Annotated in this window: 10 protein-coding genes, 14 tRNA genes and 1 rRNA gene; 3 read left to right on the top strand and 22 right to left on the bottom strand. The window is 38.4% G+C overall.

Features of this window, described 5'->3' with window-relative positions:
- Window positions 1-30: 30 nt before the first annotated feature.
- From CWR45_RS16165 to CWR45_RS16135, 7 genes are all read right to left on the bottom strand, one after another.
- Window positions 31-489: a hypothetical protein gene (locus tag CWR45_RS16165; RefSeq protein ID WP_115750888.1), complete on the bottom strand. Its 459-nt coding sequence runs from the start codon at window positions 487-489 to the stop codon at window positions 31-33.
- A 189-nt stretch (window positions 490-678) separates the two neighbouring features.
- Window positions 679-2079, bottom strand: coding sequence for a sensor histidine kinase (locus tag CWR45_RS16160; protein WP_115750887.1), 1401 nt, complete (start codon window positions 2077-2079; stop codon window positions 679-681).
- Entirely contained in the window at window positions 2072-2770 is a 699-nt protein-coding gene (locus CWR45_RS16155; RefSeq protein WP_115750886.1) for a response regulator transcription factor, read from the bottom strand. The genes CWR45_RS16160 and CWR45_RS16155 overlap by 8 nt, the downstream gene beginning before the upstream one ends.
- A 288-nt stretch (window positions 2771-3058) precedes the next feature.
- Complete coding sequence (locus CWR45_RS16150; RefSeq protein ID WP_115750885.1) at window positions 3059-7516, bottom strand: coiled-coil domain-containing protein; 4458 nt, start codon at window positions 7514-7516, stop codon at window positions 3059-3061.
- Entirely contained in the window at window positions 7494-8240 is a 747-nt protein-coding gene (locus tag CWR45_RS16145) for a DUF6063 family protein (RefSeq protein ID WP_115750884.1), read from the bottom strand. Before CWR45_RS16145 ends, CWR45_RS16150 begins: the two co-directional genes overlap by 23 nt.
- Window positions 8237-9745, bottom strand: coding sequence for a hypothetical protein (locus CWR45_RS16140; RefSeq protein ID WP_115750883.1), 1509 nt, complete (start codon window positions 9743-9745; stop codon window positions 8237-8239). The genes CWR45_RS16145 and CWR45_RS16140 overlap by 4 nt, the downstream gene beginning before the upstream one ends.
- On the bottom strand, window positions 9742-10815 hold the full coding sequence (locus CWR45_RS16135) for a Wadjet anti-phage system protein JetD domain-containing protein (RefSeq protein WP_115750882.1): 1074 nt from the start codon (window positions 10813-10815) through the stop codon (window positions 9742-9744). The genes CWR45_RS16140 and CWR45_RS16135 overlap by 4 nt, the downstream gene beginning before the upstream one ends.
- Window positions 10816-11495: 680 nt before the next feature.
- Here CWR45_RS16135 and CWR45_RS16130 point away from each other — a divergent pair.
- The 3 genes from CWR45_RS16130 to CWR45_RS16120 all read left to right on the top strand — a co-directional run bounded on the left by CWR45_RS16130 (window position 11496) and on the right by CWR45_RS16120 (window position 17862).
- On the top strand, window positions 11496-16613 hold the full coding sequence (locus CWR45_RS16130; RefSeq protein ID WP_115750881.1) for a GH92 family glycosyl hydrolase: 5118 nt from the start codon (window positions 11496-11498) through the stop codon (window positions 16611-16613).
- 701 nt (window positions 16614-17314) lie between these two features.
- A complete protein-coding gene (locus CWR45_RS16125) occupies window positions 17315-17530 on the top strand; it encodes a hypothetical protein (protein ID WP_115750880.1) in 216 nt (71 codons plus the stop codon).
- A 2-nt stretch (window positions 17531-17532) separates the two neighbouring features.
- Window positions 17533-17862, top strand: a complete 330-nt coding sequence (locus tag CWR45_RS16120) for a YolD-like family protein (protein ID WP_115750879.1) — start codon at window positions 17533-17535, stop codon at window positions 17860-17862.
- A 498-nt stretch (window positions 17863-18360) separates the two neighbouring features.
- Here the strand turns inward: CWR45_RS16120 and CWR45_RS16110 are convergent.
- The 15 genes from CWR45_RS16110 to rrf all read right to left on the bottom strand — a co-directional run bounded on the left by CWR45_RS16110 (window position 18361) and on the right by rrf (window position 19876).
- Window positions 18361-18444: transfer RNA gene (locus tag CWR45_RS16110), tRNA-Leu, on the bottom strand.
- Between the two features lie 17 nt (window positions 18445-18461).
- Window positions 18462-18535, bottom strand: a tRNA-Cys gene (locus CWR45_RS16105).
- Window positions 18536-18557: 22 nt separating this feature from the next.
- A tRNA-Gly gene (locus CWR45_RS16100) sits at window positions 18558-18632 on the bottom strand.
- Window positions 18633-18635: 3 nt separating this feature from the next.
- A tRNA-Gln gene (locus CWR45_RS16095) sits at window positions 18636-18710 on the bottom strand.
- Between the two features lie 30 nt (window positions 18711-18740).
- Window positions 18741-18816 (bottom strand) — tRNA-His (locus CWR45_RS16090).
- 12 nt (window positions 18817-18828) lie between these two features.
- Window positions 18829-18902 (bottom strand) — tRNA-Trp (locus CWR45_RS16085).
- Window positions 18903-18920: 18 nt separating this feature from the next.
- A tRNA-Tyr gene (locus CWR45_RS16080) sits at window positions 18921-19004 on the bottom strand.
- 9 nt (window positions 19005-19013) lie between these two features.
- Window positions 19014-19086, bottom strand: a tRNA-Phe gene (locus tag CWR45_RS16075).
- A 9-nt stretch (window positions 19087-19095) separates the two neighbouring features.
- Window positions 19096-19172: transfer RNA gene (locus CWR45_RS16070), tRNA-Asp, on the bottom strand.
- Window positions 19173-19225: 53 nt separating this feature from the next.
- A tRNA-Met gene (locus CWR45_RS16065) sits at window positions 19226-19302 on the bottom strand.
- 16 nt (window positions 19303-19318) lie between these two features.
- Window positions 19319-19394: transfer RNA gene (locus tag CWR45_RS16060), tRNA-Val, on the bottom strand.
- A 5-nt stretch (window positions 19395-19399) separates the two neighbouring features.
- A tRNA-Glu gene (locus tag CWR45_RS16055) sits at window positions 19400-19474 on the bottom strand.
- 15 nt (window positions 19475-19489) lie between these two features.
- Window positions 19490-19580, bottom strand: a tRNA-Ser gene (locus tag CWR45_RS16050).
- A gap of 1 nt (window position 19581) precedes the next feature.
- Window positions 19582-19656: transfer RNA gene (locus CWR45_RS16045), tRNA-Asn, on the bottom strand.
- A gap of 104 nt (window positions 19657-19760) precedes the next feature.
- A 5S ribosomal RNA gene (gene rrf / locus CWR45_RS16040) occupies window positions 19761-19876 on the bottom strand.
- Window positions 19877-20056: the final 180 nt, after the last annotated feature.

The raw sequence follows: 20056 nt of genomic DNA, 5'->3' as shown, positions 1-20056 counted from the left end.
CGTTAAATAATCCCCTTCCTAACTATCCGATTAAGCCAACCTTAAGCCAACGATAATAATAATGCCGATTCCAAGAAAGGTAGAGATCAATAAAAAATTAGCATATATTTTTGTTAGTTGTGCGAGTGACTTATCTTTTCTTAATGTGATACCTTGCAGTTTCTTCGTTAATCTTACACTGTACATTGATACCAAAATTATCGTTAGCAGAATGATTAATGTCCCACCTTGTTCCATGATTGTTAAATATAGTGGCATTGTATCCCGATTAAATTGTAAAATCATGTACGTTCCAGATAGAAGAATCAGTAATAGGCTTGGTAGGACTCCTATCGTTACCCAGCTTTGTATTCTCTTTATTAAAGGAGAAAAATCTGTTAAGCTTTTTTCTTGGTTTATCATTGATTTTAATAGATATCCAAGTACTGAAAACGAGCCTATCCATATTACAACACCAACGATATGAAGAATATAATTCAATGAATACATGTTTCACATCCTTTCTGATTTATTTGTCATGATACATATTACCAAGTGAATATGAACAAAACGTTAACAAACGAGTTTGTCTGAAGAAGAAAAAAGGACTTCTATGATAGAATTCATATTCTATCTTCTTACATCAAAAAGGACTATCGATTCATTCGATAGCCCTTTACTAGAGATGCATGTTCAGAATTATTCACTAAGCGGAAGCGTAAACGTGAAAGCTGTCCCTTCACCTAGTTTGGTCCTAACCTTAATTTCAGTTTCATGTAGATCCAAAATAGATTTTACAATCGCTAATCCAAGACCAGCACCAGATTTATTCGTACGAGCCTCGTCAACCTTATAGAATCTCCTCCAAATCAAATCTAATTGTTCTTCTTCTATTCCTTCTCCAAAATCTTGAATCAGCACGTTTACATACTGCCCATCCTTAATAAGAGTTATATCAATTTTGGCATTTTTATTAGAAAATTGAACCGCATTTTGCAAAAGGTTAACAATTACTTGTTCAATTCTCCCTTTATCTGCATACACATAGTATTCACTTTCCGTATTAACACGTATCTCCAAGTCTTTTTTTATGAAGTGTGGTTCAAGTTTATGAATGACTCTATATATTTGGTCTGTTAAATTATAATCGGTGCGTAAAATTTTACTATGTCCCTCTTCAAGCTGATTCATATCCAATGTATCATTTACGAGTTTAATCATTCGCTCTGTCTCATCTTTCATTAAACCATAATAATGAGTTAGTCTATTATTTGGTATTGTTCCATCCATTAAAGCAATGATAAATCCATTTATGGATGTCAAAGGGGAACGTAATTCATGTGACACATTTGATATAAATTGTTTGCGCCTAGTTTCCAAATCATTCAGTTCTTTTGCCATATACGTAAATGATTTTGCCAATTGGCCAATTTCATCATTTAATTGATATTGAACAGACTTTGAAAAGTCACCTTTGGCATACTGTCTTGTAATCTCGCTCATTTCTCTTAACGGCGCTGTTATTCTTTTCGACATAAACCATAAAATAACGCCAGCAAACAAAATAGCAATCAAAAATGTAAATAAAATCATCCAAATAACCTGTTGATATTCATGGGTTAAATCATGAAAAATCATTACCATTATCGGTTTGTCTACTCCATTTATATTAGAAGTAAGCGTCGAGGCAACAGTATAACGAAGTTCCCCATTCTCAAGACCTCCCTCTGATACTAATTCACCTGCAGTGACCTGGTTTAATATGTCATCCGAAATAGAAATAAATTGTGAGGTTTGATTAGGATCTGGCCCAAAGATTTGTTTGCTTTCTTCATCAACGATATAAATTTGATAGCCAGGCTGATTTAGGGAGTAACTTAATATATCAGCTGTTTCGTTAGCACTCCAATTATAATTATCCTGATTTTTCAACTGTTTTTCGATTTGTACATATTGATGCTGATATGTATCTTCATATTCTTTGTAGAGATTTATATGAAATAAATAGAAAAAGACACCAATAAACAACAAAAATGAAAGGACAATAATGAACGAATAACTTAAATACATCCTTGAAAAAATAGTGTTCTTTTTATGCATGATGTTTCTCCTCAAAGCGATATCCTACTCCTCGAATTGTAACTACGGACCAATCAGCGTGATGTGCAGCTAACTTATCTCGGATTCGTTTAATATGAACATCAACGGTACGAGGGTCTCCATTAAATTCAAATCCCCATATGCGATCCAATAACTGCTGTCTTGTAAGGACCTGGTTTGGATTCATTGCTAAGTAATAAAATAATTCCATTTCTCTGGGTGCCATCAGTACTTTTTCCCCATTTATTAATATACGATATTCTTTCATATTAATTATGATATTGTCAAAATGAAGATTGTCTTTCTCACTTTCTGACAAAATTGTTCGTCGTAATACTGATTTTACTCGGGCTATTAATTCGTTTGGATCAAATGGTTTGACGATATAATCATCTGCTCCTATATCCAATCCATTAATGATATCATAGGTTTCGCCTTTTCCTGTCAGCATTACGATAGGAATCTGTTTATCTTCTAAACGAATCGCTTTGCAAACTTCCCAGCCATTCATTTTAGGTAGCATGATATCTAGAATGATACAATCAGGGGACTCATTATAAAAAAGTTCCAGTCCTTCTTCTCCATCGTACGCAGAAATGGAGGAAAAGCCTATTTTGTCCATATATAATTGGATCAACTCAACTATGTTCGGATCGTCTTCTATTATTAAAACTTTAATAGGACGCTTCACTATATCACTCCTATACCCTATTTTCCCATAGTTATATGAATAAATTGTTAACGATTATTAAGCTCTTAATGGTAATTATGATATCTTCAATAGGTTAAATAAATTTATCTTCATCTGATAAGTAATTCTGGCATCTGCTGGTCAGGATAGATATAAACATATAATATTTTTCAATTAATCTCAAAAATAAAAAGCCGTACTCCTTTTAAAATGAGTACGGCTTTACATTGGGGGTCACCACACAATTATCGAGCTTTTCTAATGAGTTTTTTGCTTTGTTGATTTTTGTCAGACACTCAACCCTTGATGTATTCGAAAAGCTGGTACAATCGTATCCGAAATAATTTCTTTCCCTTTTTCTCGAATGAAATCGAGTTTATAATAGGCTTCAAATCGTTGACTAATTTCCGTTTTGACCAATTCAGGCGGCGTAACGACGATGAATTGGAATTTCAGTTTTTCTGCAACAGCGAAGATTGGATCAAGAACGTGAGCAGATGCGGCTTGACCGAATGGATTGTCCACAACTAATGGCACCCAACTTTGATCTGTTTCATTTTTCACTGATAGTAACATCATCATCATTACCATGCGAGCAGATAGCTTTTGCCCGCCGCTTCCATCCGATTTCGTCTTTGAACCTTGATTAATTGTTTGCCATGTAGAATAATGCTCCCGTTGGGGTTTCCCATACATAAACGCATTATCCGTTCGCATGTTATAGACAAGAAGCTCTGGATAACGATTTCTGAGTGACACAAATAAGATTTTCTCATCGCTAACGAGTTGTTTGATTTCTTGATCTAAGGCGTGATTATTATCGTCAATTAAATCAAATTGCTTCGTGATTTGATTGATGCTTGAGACGAAATGCTGCCTTAATAGTGGCTCGATTTCTTCGGCCTTCTTCGGTAATATATCCTCTTTAAGCTGGACAAGTGGGAATGTACCTCGTTCATTTTTCAACCTCATTTTTGCAATCATTGAACGAACCGCTTCGGAAATGCTCATCACTTTCATGCTAGCACGACTAGCCCAGAAATTTTGTGCCTTTTCCGCTCTTTCCTTGTCCCGTTCTAATTGTTCCAATCCACTTTGTGAGAAGCGCTTCATATTTTTCACGACGCTTTGAATGTGGTCATAATGTCTTGTATCCATATGATCCAATGTGGTCAACACTTCCGTTTTAAAACGAATTTCCCAATCCTTGCCTTCGATTGTCAGTTTTAAATTTCTTAGTGATTGTTCAATCTTCGCAGACTTCTCTTTGCCTTCTTCCTCTAAGGCTTGATGCTGCTCACACCAGTTAAGAATACAGGACTTTCCTTGACTCTTAATTTTTTCGACATCTTCTTGCATAAAGGCAGCCGCTTCTTCCTTCAAAATAACCGAGAGCGTCAACATATCGCCCTCATAACCGGCAATATTCGCTTCCGACTCCTTCTGGCGTTTCTCCGTATTCTTAATATCTGCTTTCGTTTTCTTCGTTTGGTCTTTAATTTCAACAGCTTTCACTTCCAAGTCCAAGTTTTCCCAGGCCTCAGGTTGTTTTTCATACTTCGCTAGCTTTTTCTCAGACTTGTCTCGCTGAACATTCGCATGTTGAACCGACGTTTCCGCGACAGTGACTGCCGTTCCTTGCTCCCGTTCTTCTTTTTCTGCTGCCTTCAAATCCTTGTTTGCAGTCTGCAGCATATTTTCTAAAATAGAGATCGGTTCGTCGGGAACTGGAGCGTCCTTCCACTCCTCGTTTAGCAAGTTCAACTTCTTCTCGAGTTTCTTTTGTTGCTTCTGCTCGCCTGCTTTTTCAGTCTGCTTGATGATTAGTTCTTGTGCTTGTTCTTCTTTTGATTTTTGCAAGTTTCTTAACTCATTGATACTACCCATGATGTCTTCTAAAATATGGGCCGATAATGATGGTACCTCTTCCGATAATTCACCTGTTTTATCATTTGGAAAAGCAGCTTCTTCAATAAAGTAGGCAATCTTCTTTATTGATTGCTCAACCGAAAGCTTCCATTCTACATAGGTTTGATTCCACTCGCTTTGTAGCTCAACGAATTCATCGTACGCTTGGCTAATCTCTTCCCCGGCCTTAAGGCTAGCTTCCTTTCGTTTTTCTTTCTCCAGTTTTACCCGTTTATTTTCTTGATAGAGCTCCTTCTCATCTGCAAACTCTTCTAGTCGAGCGATATTAGAAGACAACTTTTCAATTTTTCGTTGGTTTTTTTCCAAATCTTCTTTAAGCTGCAGTTGGATTTCTTTCTCATTTACTTGCTTGGTAATAATCTCTTGCAATTGGGTTTGCTTTGAAAGCAAGGCATTCTGCTCCGCATTCAATGTCTTTTCAATATCACTCGAAAGCTCACCCGAAACAAAGCGATCGATTTCTTTTAAGATGCGACGATAGGCTTTTTCCGTTTTTTCCAATTCGTTTAGCGTATTTTTCTTCTCTTCAATCGATTTCGCGATTTCGATTTTCCATTCGGTAAATTGGTGTTTATCCGTTAACAGCTCTTTTTCGGTTCCATTCAAAATGACAAACGATGCGTGACTGGAACCCGCCGTCATCTCCTCTCGTAGGAAAAGCGGCACCGGACTATTAAACATGCGAGACTTGAGCATTTGTTGATTAATCTTTTCCCATTGTTGCCCGCTGACAACTAAACCATATGGAAGAAGAGGATAGGTCACCATATGATGCTGCAGTTCCTCTGGACTTAGGGACTGCAGAAATTGACTTCCATAAAAGACATCAATACCCGTCTTCTCATCAATCCATTCCTTTAGTTCTTTCACATCTTTATTGGCAATCCAGAAAGGTTCATCATTTAAGGTATAATCCAGCTGAATCTCCCATAATTCCTTCTTCATGCCTTCCGCTTGTTCAAGGGTTTGCTTTAATAGGTCTTCAATCTGGAGGGCATATTTGGATAAAAGCGCATGGCTAAATGGTTCTGTCACTGAATCTAGTAAACCATGAAGCTTAGACGCAAGTCTTACTTCTTTTTCTTTTTGAACTTCATTTGAACTTGCCAATTCTTCACATTTTTCTTGCGTATACTGAATCGATTGGGTTAATGTCCCTTGTTCAGAAGCGAGTTGGTTTTGCCGTTCACTCGTGGCATGATTTTTTTCTTTTATTTCTTCTAACCTTGCCTGTTTCTCTACGATTTGATTTGAAAAGTGATCGATCAATCCTGAAAAATCATACATCAATCGGTCGCCGAACTCTTCCGTAAAAGCCGCTTCCTTCGATTCATACTTATGTATTTCGGTATATAGGTTATCCATTTCTGTACTAATTCTGGCAATCTCTTGTGTCTTTTGTTTATCCTGTTTAGCAAGTTCTGTTGCTTTCTTTTTCAGATGCTTCTGATAGCCAAAATACTGCTGAATAGCCTGTTGGATAGCTTCAAAACTCCCGGCCCATTGTTTCGCAGCTTCTTCCTTAATTTCAGCCATTCTTTGATTGACTTCTTCTAACCCACTGTTTTCTTCCAGTTTCGCAATGTTCCCCGAAAGCAAGCGTATCGTTTGATCAACTTCACTCCACTCTTTTAATAAAAGTTGGAACGCCAGTTGGCCTTTAGTTTCCTGCTTTTCCTTCGCGGCCTCTTGTAAGGATAAATGTTTCTCCTTTTCTTCAGCCATTTTCTTTTCCCAGTCCAAAACTTCACGATGGGCCAACGCAAAATCTAAATTATCTTTTTGATAACGTAAATCTTCTAAATTACTGAGTAGTTCCTCCATCTCTTTCTCCATAGAAAGGAGCATTTCTTCTTCTTGGGCCTTCAAATGTTCTAAAGCCCCGAGGAGTTGTCTGCCTTCCTTTATACTGGTTTGAACGATGTCTTTATGTTCGATTCCTTTAGCCAAATGTTCTTCAAACGGAACAATATCTTCCAGGAATTCCTTATGGGCTTGTTCTCGTTTTAACAACACCGGCAAATCTTTGGCGATACTCGCTTGACTTTTAAAAATTTCAACTAAATCATTCTTTTGATGTTCCGTTCGATGTAATACCTGACTAACCGTAGGAACAATCCGTTTTTGAAAGAGGGAATGATCGTCTTCGGCTCCCTCGAAGTATTTCCCTACGCCACCCTCATCTTTATTAATATCTTTTAGAATATCCCAGTCTTTCCGGTTAATCGCGTATGTATCAAGAATACGATAATGTTTCTTCGTATCCTTATACACATCAAAACCATTCCATCTCAAGTAATCTTTCAAACGCTCATTTTCTGTAACCTTGCCACCTTCATATAGAGGTATATGCTCTAGGGCTGCTTCTTCTTTTGTTTCAAACTCCCGTGTGTAAAAAGTAATATTGGGGATGATTTTTGCTTCTTGTTCCAGGGTTTTATTTTCATTCTCTGCTTCCTCATTCATCGAAATCCGTTGTTCAGCCGAGAACATTCCACCTGTGATAAGGTGATGACGGTCCCCATCATCTAATTCCCATTGGATCAAGACATGAAAGGTGTACGGAATGAACTGCTCCTTTTGATTAAAGAAGAACTGCTGATAATACCGATTGTTTTGCTTTCCCCATGATGTGCCGGGTTTAACGATTTGGAAGATGGCTTGTAGGAATACCCCTTTTCCACCTCCATTCATCATCGAGATTAGGCCATTAACGGACGTCTCTTCATTGTGGAAATTGAACGTAGTATCTTTATATTGTTTTTGCATCCCATCGTATTTCAGGCCAACAATTCTAATCTTGTGTATCTTCGGCATGCATATGCTCCTTTTGTGTTACTAATTTCTTCATAAATTCATAACGATCGTAATCGTGATATAAGTATTCAATCCGCTCAAACAGTTCTTGTTTCGGAATCGCCTTAGGAATATCATCCCGGTCGAGTATGACAACAAGGCCTTCCGTTTCGAGTAGCCGCATGCTACTAGCAATCAACCCGATTCGTGTCCGTTTATTCGCTTTTTTTAAACCGAAATCTTCTCTGTCGACCTCCATATACTTCCAGGTCGTAACAACATCCTTCATATCAATTCGTTCTTCAGTACCAAAATTCGGATCCGTTTTTAGGATTTTATCCCAATTCATCATTAGGTCATTCACTTGTCGTTCTAGAGAATAGTAGCTAATGCCCTCCCGCTTCGCTCGAACCTTAGCAGCCTGATTCTGATCGATACTTGCCAAAAATGACATTAGCACCACACTCATCAAATGAAAGTGTTTTTTCGTTTCAACCTGCTTATGCTTGTCCCGCATATGCGTAAAATTAGTTGCAAAAACAGAACCCGTTGGCTGAACCACTAAATGTATCCGTTTCGGGGCTTCAATGATATAGGTCCCCGATTCATCCGCCATCAACAGGACAGTTTGTCTCACTTCAGGTTCAAAATAATCCTGAAAATGTTCACTCGTTTCATCAATCACTTTTTCTTTTAATAATGAAAAGTAGACTGCTGAAGCTTTTTTGATAATTTCTGCGTTCATCGAATCTCCTCCTCTATACAGATCTTAAACGGTGTGATTTTCATCTCATACCAGAGGAAAGGCTCGGCACGATGATCAAATTCTGTATGAATTTTTAAGCCTTCAAACTGTTGAAACTGCGGATATTCCTGCATCAGTTTATATAGCAGAATCTCCCGTTCATCATTAATGGTCTCTACCTTCCGATGAAGCACTTGCACCTTCAGCGGTTTTTTATCAAACATCATCCATAAATCGATCGTTTCCGATTCCTCAAACCATAAATCCTGTACCTCTAGCGGCAGTTCTTTTAAATCGGTTAAGGAAAACTCTTGATGTGTTTGTAAATATTGAAACACATAGCTCCATGCCTTAACCACCGAATCCCAGTCCGTAATGCGCTGATAGGCAAGAACTTCTTTTTCCTCATCTTCAACAACCACTTCAATTTCTTCTTTTTCATTGAATTCCTGCTCACCCCAAATCCAATCGAGTGGCAAAGTAAACTCATTTTCCGGTGAAAATAACGGAGAAAGGATGGTTTCTACTGCAGTAAACGACTGCACGCCTTCTTTCAAAAACCAATTTTCATATATATGCTCTCTGAATGAGACCAAACTGTTTTCCCAAAACAAGGAAGGATTTTCCGCCTTTAATTTCATTTCGTACGAGATATTTTGAATAACAAGTTTTGCAAATCGATCATGCAATTGACGAGAATGGCCAATCTTTTCCTGCAGCAGAACTAATTCCCGATGAATGACATCATCTTCTGCATTTTGGCGTTTTGTTTTTTCAATCATACTCGTAATCGTCCGGAAGTGATTCTTTTCTTCTTCAAATTGCTTTTCAATTTCAATCCGATTATCAGCTCTTTGCCTTTCTGCTTCTATTAAAAGGATTTTGGGATTATTAATCATTTCCTGCCCGAAGGAGAATTCATTGGCCATTAAGCGATTTACCCGTGAAATGAGGTGATCGAGGTTTCTTGTCGCTTTAAGAAAATTACCATTTTTAATTAGCTGGATACTATAAAGCTGTTCAATTGTAATCGAAAACTCTTCTGCCATTTCCCGACTCATAAAAATCATTTCCTGTGCTACATCCGTCAGCTTATAAACGATGGCACTACCAATTTCTAAATTCGTATAAAGTTCATCCATCGTCACATAACGGAACACTTGCGTCTCCCATGATTGTCGTACTTCATCATAATAGTTAGCCTCAAATGGTTGACTGTATTCTTCTTTCCCTGAATAAAGTAGCCCACTCGTAATCCGTTCAATTTGCTTCTCATCTGCGAGTAACTTCATTTGCTTCATTGTATCTTCTACCATATATTTAATATCGGATTTACGCCGATGGTCATCATCATTTAATTCTCGATAAAAGATGGTCAGGAGCACTTGCATGAGGATGGTTTGGAGATAGGGTTTTAACTCGCCCACTTCCATTCCCCGCCCTAGCTCAAATAACGGATTGAGTCGTTGCATACGTCCTGCAAAACCTTCCCATGATTCATTCACATCAAGCCCCTCCATGTTTCAATTGTTAATACTTCTTGGGGTATTCGTTTATTTTCTTGCCATAATTGCTGTAATAACTGCTGCTCCTCTTCCGTAAACCACTGGAAGAAAGCATCACGGTAAATCATGTTTTGTGTTTGTCTAATGTTTTGGTCATTTCTTTGTTCGATAAACTTGAGCATTTTTCGATAAATTTTTAATGCTGGCTGTATACTTGTATCCGGGAACTTCTCCATTAACCGAATGAGAATCCCATAACCTTCCGCATCCAGATCCCCAGCGTAGTAAATTAGATAGTTTTTCTGTGGAAACATCTGAAAGAAAAAAGAAAAGCTTCGTTCGATTTTCATTCCTTCACCATAAATAATGAGCTCCGGCTCATAATCAAGCACGTCCGCTTCCAACAGCTTAATCGAAGTATGGAAGAATGCTAGATTTTCCACAATCAGAACGCGCTGAACATCTTTAATTTCTTTTCCTTGTTTCATCCAAAATACAAACGGCTCGCCAAGTTTCACCATTTTTAATTGCTCTTTTGGAATGCCGATTCGATTTAAAAAGCTTTTCCCCTCTGGAAATAGATCACTATCTTGCAAGAATTTTTCATGGCCGAACAGTTCCAGACTTCTTTCTTCAACGGACACAACTTCCCGTTCGTCAGCAGTTTGCAAAAATGTATATAAATTATCGATTTTTTGCCATTCTTCTTCTGTTTGATATTCAGGGTGGTGCTCATAATATGTAAAATCAAACTTGTCACTTAACCTCATCATCTTCAGCCGGTCCCACTTCATTTCCTCGGCTTTGGTATTCACCCAGGAATACAGAGGCAGAGCCGGTGACTTGCCATTGTATTGTTTATTTTGAATCAGAGAAAGTACGCCTTCCTCCTGCAATTTTCCAATGACTTCATAAAACAACTGATACCCATTCATTTCAAAATAATTATCCAAAAGCTTCCGTAATTGAAGCTCTAAATCATTTATATTAATCTTCTTTCTTTGTTTCGGGTGTTGAATATCTGCAATAAATCCGCGCACCCGTGTTTCTATCAAATCGATCGTACTCACCTACTTAATCTTCTTCCCACCATCAAACATTTCCATGGGCCATCCTTTTATTATAAACCAAATCGGGGATAGTGGGGAAATGGATATTTAAATAAATTCCAACAAAGTTGATTGACCAGAGCGATAATGAATTGATATTCAGACTGGAGTTTCTATTTAACTACTACTTTCTTTAGGTTAATTAAACAACATAGAGGGCATGGGATTAAACTTTATGTTACAGCGGTGAACTGAAAAATATGAGATTGATACCGATGTTAATGAAAAAGTAGAAGATATGATCGATGAATTTGGAATTTGAAGGATGGGAATTGAGATACACCGAATAGTTCAGAGAAGAACGTGGAATAGTGTTGGCAAAGTTAAAGAGCATTCTTGATTACGATTTAACGGGTTCGATGGCCGAACTTTGGAGACTGTCTCTTAATTTATGGACTAGTTAATAGTATTTTAATCCACCGCTATTGGGCCAGACCCTTTGCCTCACTTATAGGAATGTTATACTGGTTTTAATTCGTAAAAAAGTCTATAAATTCGTAAAAAAATCCTCCTATTTATGAATGCGCTTACAAAGTTGTGAAGTATACTTATGCTGACTAGTAATAGGCTTGAGAAATGGTAAGTAAAAGGAGGAGAATTAATCGATAAAACAGCCTAATAATCTAAAAGGAGGAAGAATAGTGAGGAAAAAGTTTATACCAATAATGTCAGTTTTGCTTTGTTTTCTTTTGATAGTCTCGATACTACCAATTTCACCAATAAAAACTACTGTGACTGAAGCAGCTTCATCAAGTAATTTTACTTCATCATTTGAAGCAAGCGATCCACAACCAACATGGGAAAATACTTCAGAAGTAGATCAAGATGGGAATAAAATGACCTCGGGTGTGATTGGGGAAATTCCTTACGATTCCATTCAAGGAGATATAACACATAAAGTAGAAAAAGTTACAGCAAGTGCCCACAATCCCCCAAATGAAGTAGCAACAAATTTAATTGATAGAAGCACACAGTCGAAATGGTTAGCTTTTGAGTCAAGTACCTGGATTGAATTTTCTTTTACTGAGCCAGAAAAGTTAGTTAAATATGCACTGACATCAGCAAATGATGCACCGGGAAGAGATCCGAAGAATTGGACATTTTCTGGATCAAATGACAAGGAAAATTGGGTGAAGTTAGACACCAGGACTGATCAAGTTTTTGAAAAAAGATACGAAAGAAAAGTATTTGAATTTGAAAACAATGAATCATACACTTATTACCGGTTAACTATAACGGAAAACGCTGGTGATGGGCTTACTCAATTAGCGGAGGTCGCATTATCTAATGGAATTGATGTCCCTCCCCCACCACCATCAGATATGAAAACATTTGTCAGTGATGGTCCAACGAGCAGTTATACTGCAAAGACTAGAGTTGGATGGACAGGTAAAAAAGCACTAACTTATGAAGGCAGACATGAAGTTGATGGGGAGGCATATGCGTATAATAAGATCTTAGATGTGAACATTGAAGTTTCAAAGGAATCCCAGCTATCTTATTATATCCATCCACAGTTCGTCGATCAGGAACAGCTGGATTATTCTAGTACCTATGTATCTGTTGATCTAGTATTTACCGATGGTTCCTATTTAAGTGAACTGGGCGCAAAAGACCAACATGGTGTTGTGTTAAATCCGCAGAAACAAGGGGAATCAAAAACACTTTATCCGAATCAATGGAACTATAAACGCGCTGACATTGGCCTAGTTGCTGAGGGTAAAACTATTGATAGGATAATAGTAGCCTACAAAAACCCAGAAGGACCGGGAGTCTTTAAAGGAAGTATTGACGATATTAAAATCGAAGGTAAACCAGAACAGACAACCTACTCAAGTCCTGTTGATCACGTAAATATTTTGCGAGGAACGAATTCAAATGGAGCTTTTTCACGTGGGAACAATTTCCCTGCAGTAGCTGTTCCACACGGGTTTAACTTTTGGACTCCTGCAACAGACGCGGGCTCAACAAGTTGGCTTTATAGTTATCAGCAATCTAATAATGCTAATAATCTTCCAGAAATAGAGGCATTCTCACTCAGTCATGAAACAAGCCCATGGATGGGAGATCGTCAGACATTCCAGGTTATGCCGTCTGCCGGTGGGAACCCAAGTGCTGATCGTAATGACAGAGCACTCCCATTTAAGCATGAAAATGAAATAGCAAAACCTCATTATTACAGTGTGACGTTTGAAAACGGTATTCAAACAGAAATGACTCCTACGAATCGAGCGGCAATGTTTACCTTTACATTTACAGAAGATACGTCAAATCTTATCTTTGACAATGTGAACAATAATGGTGGCTTAACCTTAGATGCAGACAAGCAAACGATCAAAGGATACTCAGATGTTAAGAGTGGTCTATCTACAGGCGCAACAAGAATGTTTATATATGCAACAGTTGATAAACCGGTAAAAGCAAGTGGTAAATTGACTGGTGAAGGAAGAGACAATGTCACGGGTTATTTGCAATTTGACACTTCTGGTACCGATAAAACTGTCACAATGAAAATTGCAACATCACTAATTAGTGTTGAACAAGCCAAGAAGAACTTAGAACAAGATATTAAGTCTGATGACAGTTTTGAAGACTTAAAGGAAAAGGCAAAAGAGCTCTGGAATGAAAAACTAAGTATTATTGAAGTAGACGGGGCAACGAATGATGAGCTTGTAACACTATATTCAAACATGTACCGTCTATTCTTATATCCTAATGTAGCCTATGAAAACACTGGTACAATGGATAATCCTGTTTATCAATATGCTAGTCCATTTTCTGAAGGGGTTGGAGAGAACACTGCTACGGAAACAGGAGCTGATATTGTAGAAGGAAAGCCATATGTAAACAATGGTTTTTGGGATACGTACCGAACAACGTGGCCAGCTTATACATTATTGACGCCTACACAGGCTGGGGAAATGATTGATGGATTCGTCCAACAGTATAAAGACGGTGGCTGGATCTCGAGATGGTCTTCTCCTGGTTATGCAAATTTAATGGTTGGTACTAGTTCGGATGTGGCGTTTGGGGATGCCTATCAGAAAGGCGTAACCAACTTTGATGTAGAAGCCTATTATGAATCTGCAATAAAAAATGCCTCTGTTGCAAGCAGTAATCAAAGCGTTGGCCGAAAAGGATTATCGACATCTATTTTTAACGGTTATACGAGTAATTCAACCGGTGAAGGCATGTCATGGGCAATGGATGGCTATATAAATGATTTTGCTATTGCTAATATGGCTAAAGAACTTATGGAAAAGACTAATAAAAATAATCCAAAATATGAGCAGTATAAAGCAGATTATAACTACTATTGGTCACGAGCTCAAAACTATGTGAACATGTTTAACCCGGAAACAGAATTTTTTATGGGTAAAAATGCTTCAGGTAAATGGAGATCTACACCGGCTAATTTTGACCCTAGAGAATGGGGAGGCGACTACACAGAGACAAATGCATGGAATATGGCCTTTCACGTTCCACAGGATGGTCAAGGCTTAGCCAACCTTTATGGTGGACGAGATGAACTTGCTAATAAACTAGATGAATTTTTCACCACTCCAGAAACTGCCTTATTTCCGGGACATTATGGGGGGATCATCCATGAAATGCGTGAGGCAAGAGATGTTCGAATGGGAATGTATGGACATAGCAATCAACCTGCCCACCATATTGCTTATATGTACAATTACTCAGGCCAGCCTTGGAAAACGCAAGAAAAGGTTAGCGAAGTATTATCACGACTTTATATAGGAAGTGAAATTGGCCAAGGATATCCGGGTGATGAAGATAACGGTGAAATGTCTGCATGGTATATTTTCAGTGCAGCAGGTTTCTATCCGTTACAAATGGGGCTGCCAGAATACGCAATCGGTGCACCTATCTTTGAGAAAATGACCATTCATTTAGAAAATGGCAAGGATCTTGTTATTGAAGCTCCGAATGTAAGCAAAGAGAATAAATATGTACAGGGCTTGAAGGTGAATGGTAAGTCTTATCATAAGACAACACTCTCACATGACCTGTTAGCTAAAGGGGCTAAACTTGAATTTAATATGGGACCAGAGCCATCTGAATGGGGAACAGGTGAAGACGCGCTGCCTGCATCCATTACAGATAGTTCTACTAACGGTTCTTCATTACTTCCTGATCCATTAAAAGATTTGACAAATGATGTTAATGGTAAGGCCTATCATAGTGATAAAGGCGTTGCGAATCGCCTTTTCGATAACAACTCAGGAACAAAAGTAACATTGGAAAGTGATGAACCATGGATTCAATATCAGTTCAAATATGGTGCAGAAAGGGCATTGATGTACACCATTACTTCAGCTGACAACGAACAGGCGGATCCGCAAAGCTGGACATTGTTAGGATCTAAAGATGGAAAAGAATGGACCATACTTGATGAGAAAGCAGATATTAAGTTTGAATGGCGTAATTTCACTAAGCCATTTACGATTCAAAACCCTGGTGAGTATAACTATTATCGTTTACAAGTAACGGAGGGTGGAGAAGATAGTTCAACTTCATTTTCCGAAATTGAATTTCTCGGTTATGGAAATACAGATGAAAAGTTTGTACAAGTGAGAGACCGATATGAAGGTTATCGTGATTCTGGGGATATTAAGGGGTCTCTAGTCAAGCAGTTTGACACCAAATTAAGGCAGGCTGAAGATCAGTTTGAAAAAGAGCATTTTAAACAGGCAGCTGATAAGCTCGATGATCTATTGAGATTCATCAATAAGGAGTCTGGAAACATCACAAAAGATGCGAAAGAAAAACTAAGTGCGGACATAAACGCACTAATTACTTCTGTTACAAGATTAGACGGTAATCAAGGTAAAGGAAAAGGGAAATGGAAATATAAGGATGAAATAGAACAAATTCCTATCTTTGACGTTTCCAAGCTGTCTGCTCCAACAATTGAACCGGGAGGAGAAGCTACTATTTCGGTAAATGTTGAAAACATAGGATTATTAGCTGGAGACAAACAAATTGACTTTTCTTTTGATGGTGATCTAATAGAAACAAAAACAATTACCCTTGCCCCTGGTGAAAATACGAATGTGACATTTACGGTAAGTGATGTTGCACTAGGAATACACCAAGTCAAAATCAATGAATTAACAGGAACATTAAAAGCATTACATGATAGTCCGGTGCTGTCACTTGATTTTGAAGATAATGCGGAGGATGCCTCACCCTATGGACATGATGGAATAATACGTGGTGATGTTTCGTTTGTAGAGGGAAAAGTCGGAAAAGCGATTCGATTAAATGGTGGCTGGGTTGAAATTCCTTCTACTGAACTGTTGAATGGTGATGATGAATTTACAATTGGACTATGGGTTAACCTCGAAGACACGAATTCAGATCAGAAAATTATCGGTAAGACTACAATTGGAAATGGTTATGTTTTAGGTGTAAATGGAGGATTATATCCGGAGATGTGGGATGATAATGGAAGCAGAATTAGCTTTAATAAAGGCACATTTGCTTCCAATGAATGGACGCATTTAGCATTATCATGGAAACAAAATGGAGAGGTCACTGGCTATGTCAATGGTGAAGAGGTTGCAAGTGTAGCAGCAGGAATGAATCCAATTGCACCTAATAATAATCCGTTAATTATTGGCGGTGCACCTTGGGGACCCAATGGACTTCAGACAAAAGGTTTAGTAGATGAAGTTCGTATCTATAAAGAAGCGCTAAGCCCAGATGAAATAAAAGAGCTTTATTCTAGTAATAAATAGACTGATTTGACTGCCCTTCCCGTTGATAATAATAAAAATAATAGATATTGCCGGGACAATGGAGGCTGCGCCAATGGCCTTGCACGTGTTTTTAGTTTGAAATAAAGTCACGATATTTGTAAAAAAAGATACGACTTAAAACAAAGCCGTGACGGTTATTAAATAGTTGTGAAGATTTATTCCCCTTAGGATGTACCTAGTCTAAGGGGGCTTTTTATGGTAAAAAACTATAATCACTCCGACTCGCGATATTCCACATCTACATAATCTTTCCAATCCTTCCAGCCGCCTATACCTGTTGAATGATTATCAAAATTTTCTCGTCATAATAAATTTTAGTAATTGATTAATTCTATATTTATTAATTCAATGTCATAGATGGCATTCTCGATATCTTCTCGCATCGACATTAAATAATCTTTCGGATCCTCATCTTACAACAATCCGACGGCTTCCCCATTAATATTCAACGTCCATCTTCTGTTAGGACTGTAAGGTATGTATTTCCACCCACCTGCTATAAACGTAGCAACTAATTTATAATCTATTGTGCTTGGCGGCATTTGCCATTACATTATCTATCCCTCCCGATTAATCCATTTCTAGATATAACAAAAAATACCTTTGTATAAAATATTTAATATGTGTTAGAATAGAAACAAACGTTCGGAACATTAGTTCCTAAAATAGGAGGTATCAGCGTGAAAGGATTGATTATGCGTTCGAAGGATAACAAGGAAAAGATAATGATATTCTACATTGACAGTAATAATAATGTTGCTCAAAGGATTATCAGGGTAATTGATATTAACGATGAATCGATTATCGCCTTTTGTTTTTTGCGTAAAAAAGTGCGAACGTTTAACCATAAAAACATACTTTCAGCTGGACCTGTTAGAAAGAGAGTGACTGCATAATTATGAGCAAAGTTAATGACCGTGGAACTATTAAGTGGACTGCAATGATGATGCCGGAGCATATTCAAATGATCAACGATTACTGGGATGGCATGGATAACCAGATAAAGCCGATTTTAGACGAACAACAACTAGAGGAGATTGGAATTAAACTTCATGAAGTGATTAGCAAAAATCTTGAGGTTGAAATTAAGTACTATGGTAATCACGATTACCTCTTAATAAAAGATAAAATATATAGCGTCAATTACAATGACAAATATTTAAAGATGGATGATTTTGAGCGGACGAAAATAGACTTTCATGATATTATAGATATTCAGATTGATTAAACCCCGGATTGGGGTTATTTTTTATAAATTAAAATGACCGCCTAAGCGATTTCTTTATAACAGTAAAAGGATTAAAAAGGATAACTTCTTTATTAGTTATTTTATTATAACCAAAAAACATCTTCTCTTCTACGTGTTCAAGGTCCGTCATGCTACCCTCTTTTTCTCTTTCTGATAAATCGCAATTCCAATAAAATGGTTCTTCAGCATCTAGTATTTCCTTACACATCCTAGTAATTCGAACGCATCTTTCTTTATCATCCCTCCGTTCTGGATATGAAGTATTATCATAGTTTACTAATAACACCATAAATATAAACAAGACTTGGGGATATAAGAGAAAGTCGACAGAATGATTTGGTTAAACTAAGTACGAACAGTCTTATCGGACTACTAAGATGAATCATTTTAAGTCGACAAAAAAGCTCATAAACCTTTTCATATCAAGGTTTATGAGCTTTTTTTGTATTTCTATCGTAACTAAAATTAATCTCAAGATACCGGTGGTCGGGGTCGAACCGACACGTCCGTGAAGACACGGGATTTTGAGTCCCGCGCGTCTGCCAATTCCGCCACACCGGCATGTTATTATAATATTATGGAGGCGGTAACCGGATTTGAACCGGTGATAGAGGTTTTGCAGACCTTTGCCTTACCACTTGGCTATACCGCCATTTATAATTAAAAATAAATATTGGAGCGGAAGACGGGATTCGAACCCGCGACCCCCACCTTGGCAAGGTGGTGTTCTACCACTGAACTACTTCCGCAAATGGCTGGGCTACTAGGATTCGAACCTAGGATACACGGGATCAAAACCCGATGCCTTACCGCTTGGCTATAGCCCAATATTTAAATTGGTTATTAATAATTATTTATGGGGCGATCGATGGGGATCGAACCCACGTGTGCCGGAGCCACAATCCGGTGCGTTAACCACTTCGCCACGACCGCCGTAAATTAAAATGGCAGGGGTAGTAGGAATCGAACCCACATTGACGGTTTTGGAGACCGTAGTTCTACCGTTAAACTATACCCCTACTTGCTTATAAAAATAATGGTGGAGGGGGGCAGATTCGAACTGCCGAACCCGAAGGAGCGGATTTACAGTCCGCCGCGTTTAGCCACTTCGCTACCCCTCCATAAAAAGATGGCGCGGGACGGAATCGAACCGCCGACACAAGGATTTTCAGTCCTTTGCTCTACCGACTGAGCTACCGAGCCATATATAGATGGCGGTCCGGACGGGACTCGAACCCGCGACCTCCTGCGTGACAGGCAGGCATTCTAACCAACTGAACTACCGGACCATATATAATATGTTATTGGAATGTTTTATGTACAAAACATTTATTAATTAATTTGGTTGCGGGGGCAGGATTTGAACCTACGACCTTTGGGTTATGAGCCCAACGAGCTACCAGACTGCTCCACCCCGCGGTGATATTAAAAATTATGGTGGAGGATGCAGGGCTCGAACCTGCGACCCCCTGCTTGTAAGGCAGGTGCTCTCCCAGCTGAGCTAATCCTCCATTATTGGTGACCCGTACGGGATTCGAACCCGTGATACCGCCGTGAAAGGGCGGTGTCTTAACCGCTTGACCAACGGGCCGTTATTTATTTAAAATGGCGGAGAGCGAGGGATTCGAACCCTCGAGGCCGTGTAACGGCCTACACGATTTCCAATCGTGCTCCTTCGGCCACTCGGACAGCTCTCCATGGCTCCACAGGTAGGATTCGAACCTACGACCGATCGGTTAACAGCCGATTGCTCTACCACTGAGCTACTGTGGAATAATTCGAATACCATGCCTATGTCCAAGCATAATCGCCTGTCCTATTGCAAGTCTATTCGGATCAGCTTCATTCTGGCATTATATTAATGCTGAATGGAGATTGCCTGGCGGCGTCCTACTCTTGCAGGGACAAAGTCCCAACTACCATCGGCGCTGAAGAGCTTAACTACTGTGTTCGGGATGGGAACAGGTGTGACCTCTTCGCTATTACTACCAGACAATTTAGATCCAAATTATCTTTTTTAAAAATTAGTGACAATCTATATTATACTTGATTTCGTTAAGGTTGTCAAGGTCTTTTCTGAAAAAATCTACCTTATACCTTAAAAACTAAATAAGAGTAATGGTCAACGACAATCAAATAAGAATTTAGTTAAGTCCTCGATCGATTAGTATCC

This window comes from Oceanobacillus chungangensis (assembly GCF_003369565.1).
Lineage (GTDB): Bacteria > Bacillota > Bacilli > Bacillales > Amphibacillaceae > Oceanobacillus > Oceanobacillus chungangensis.
Note: the sequence above shows the minus strand (reverse complement) of the source record. Positions and strands in the feature narration are given on the sequence as shown.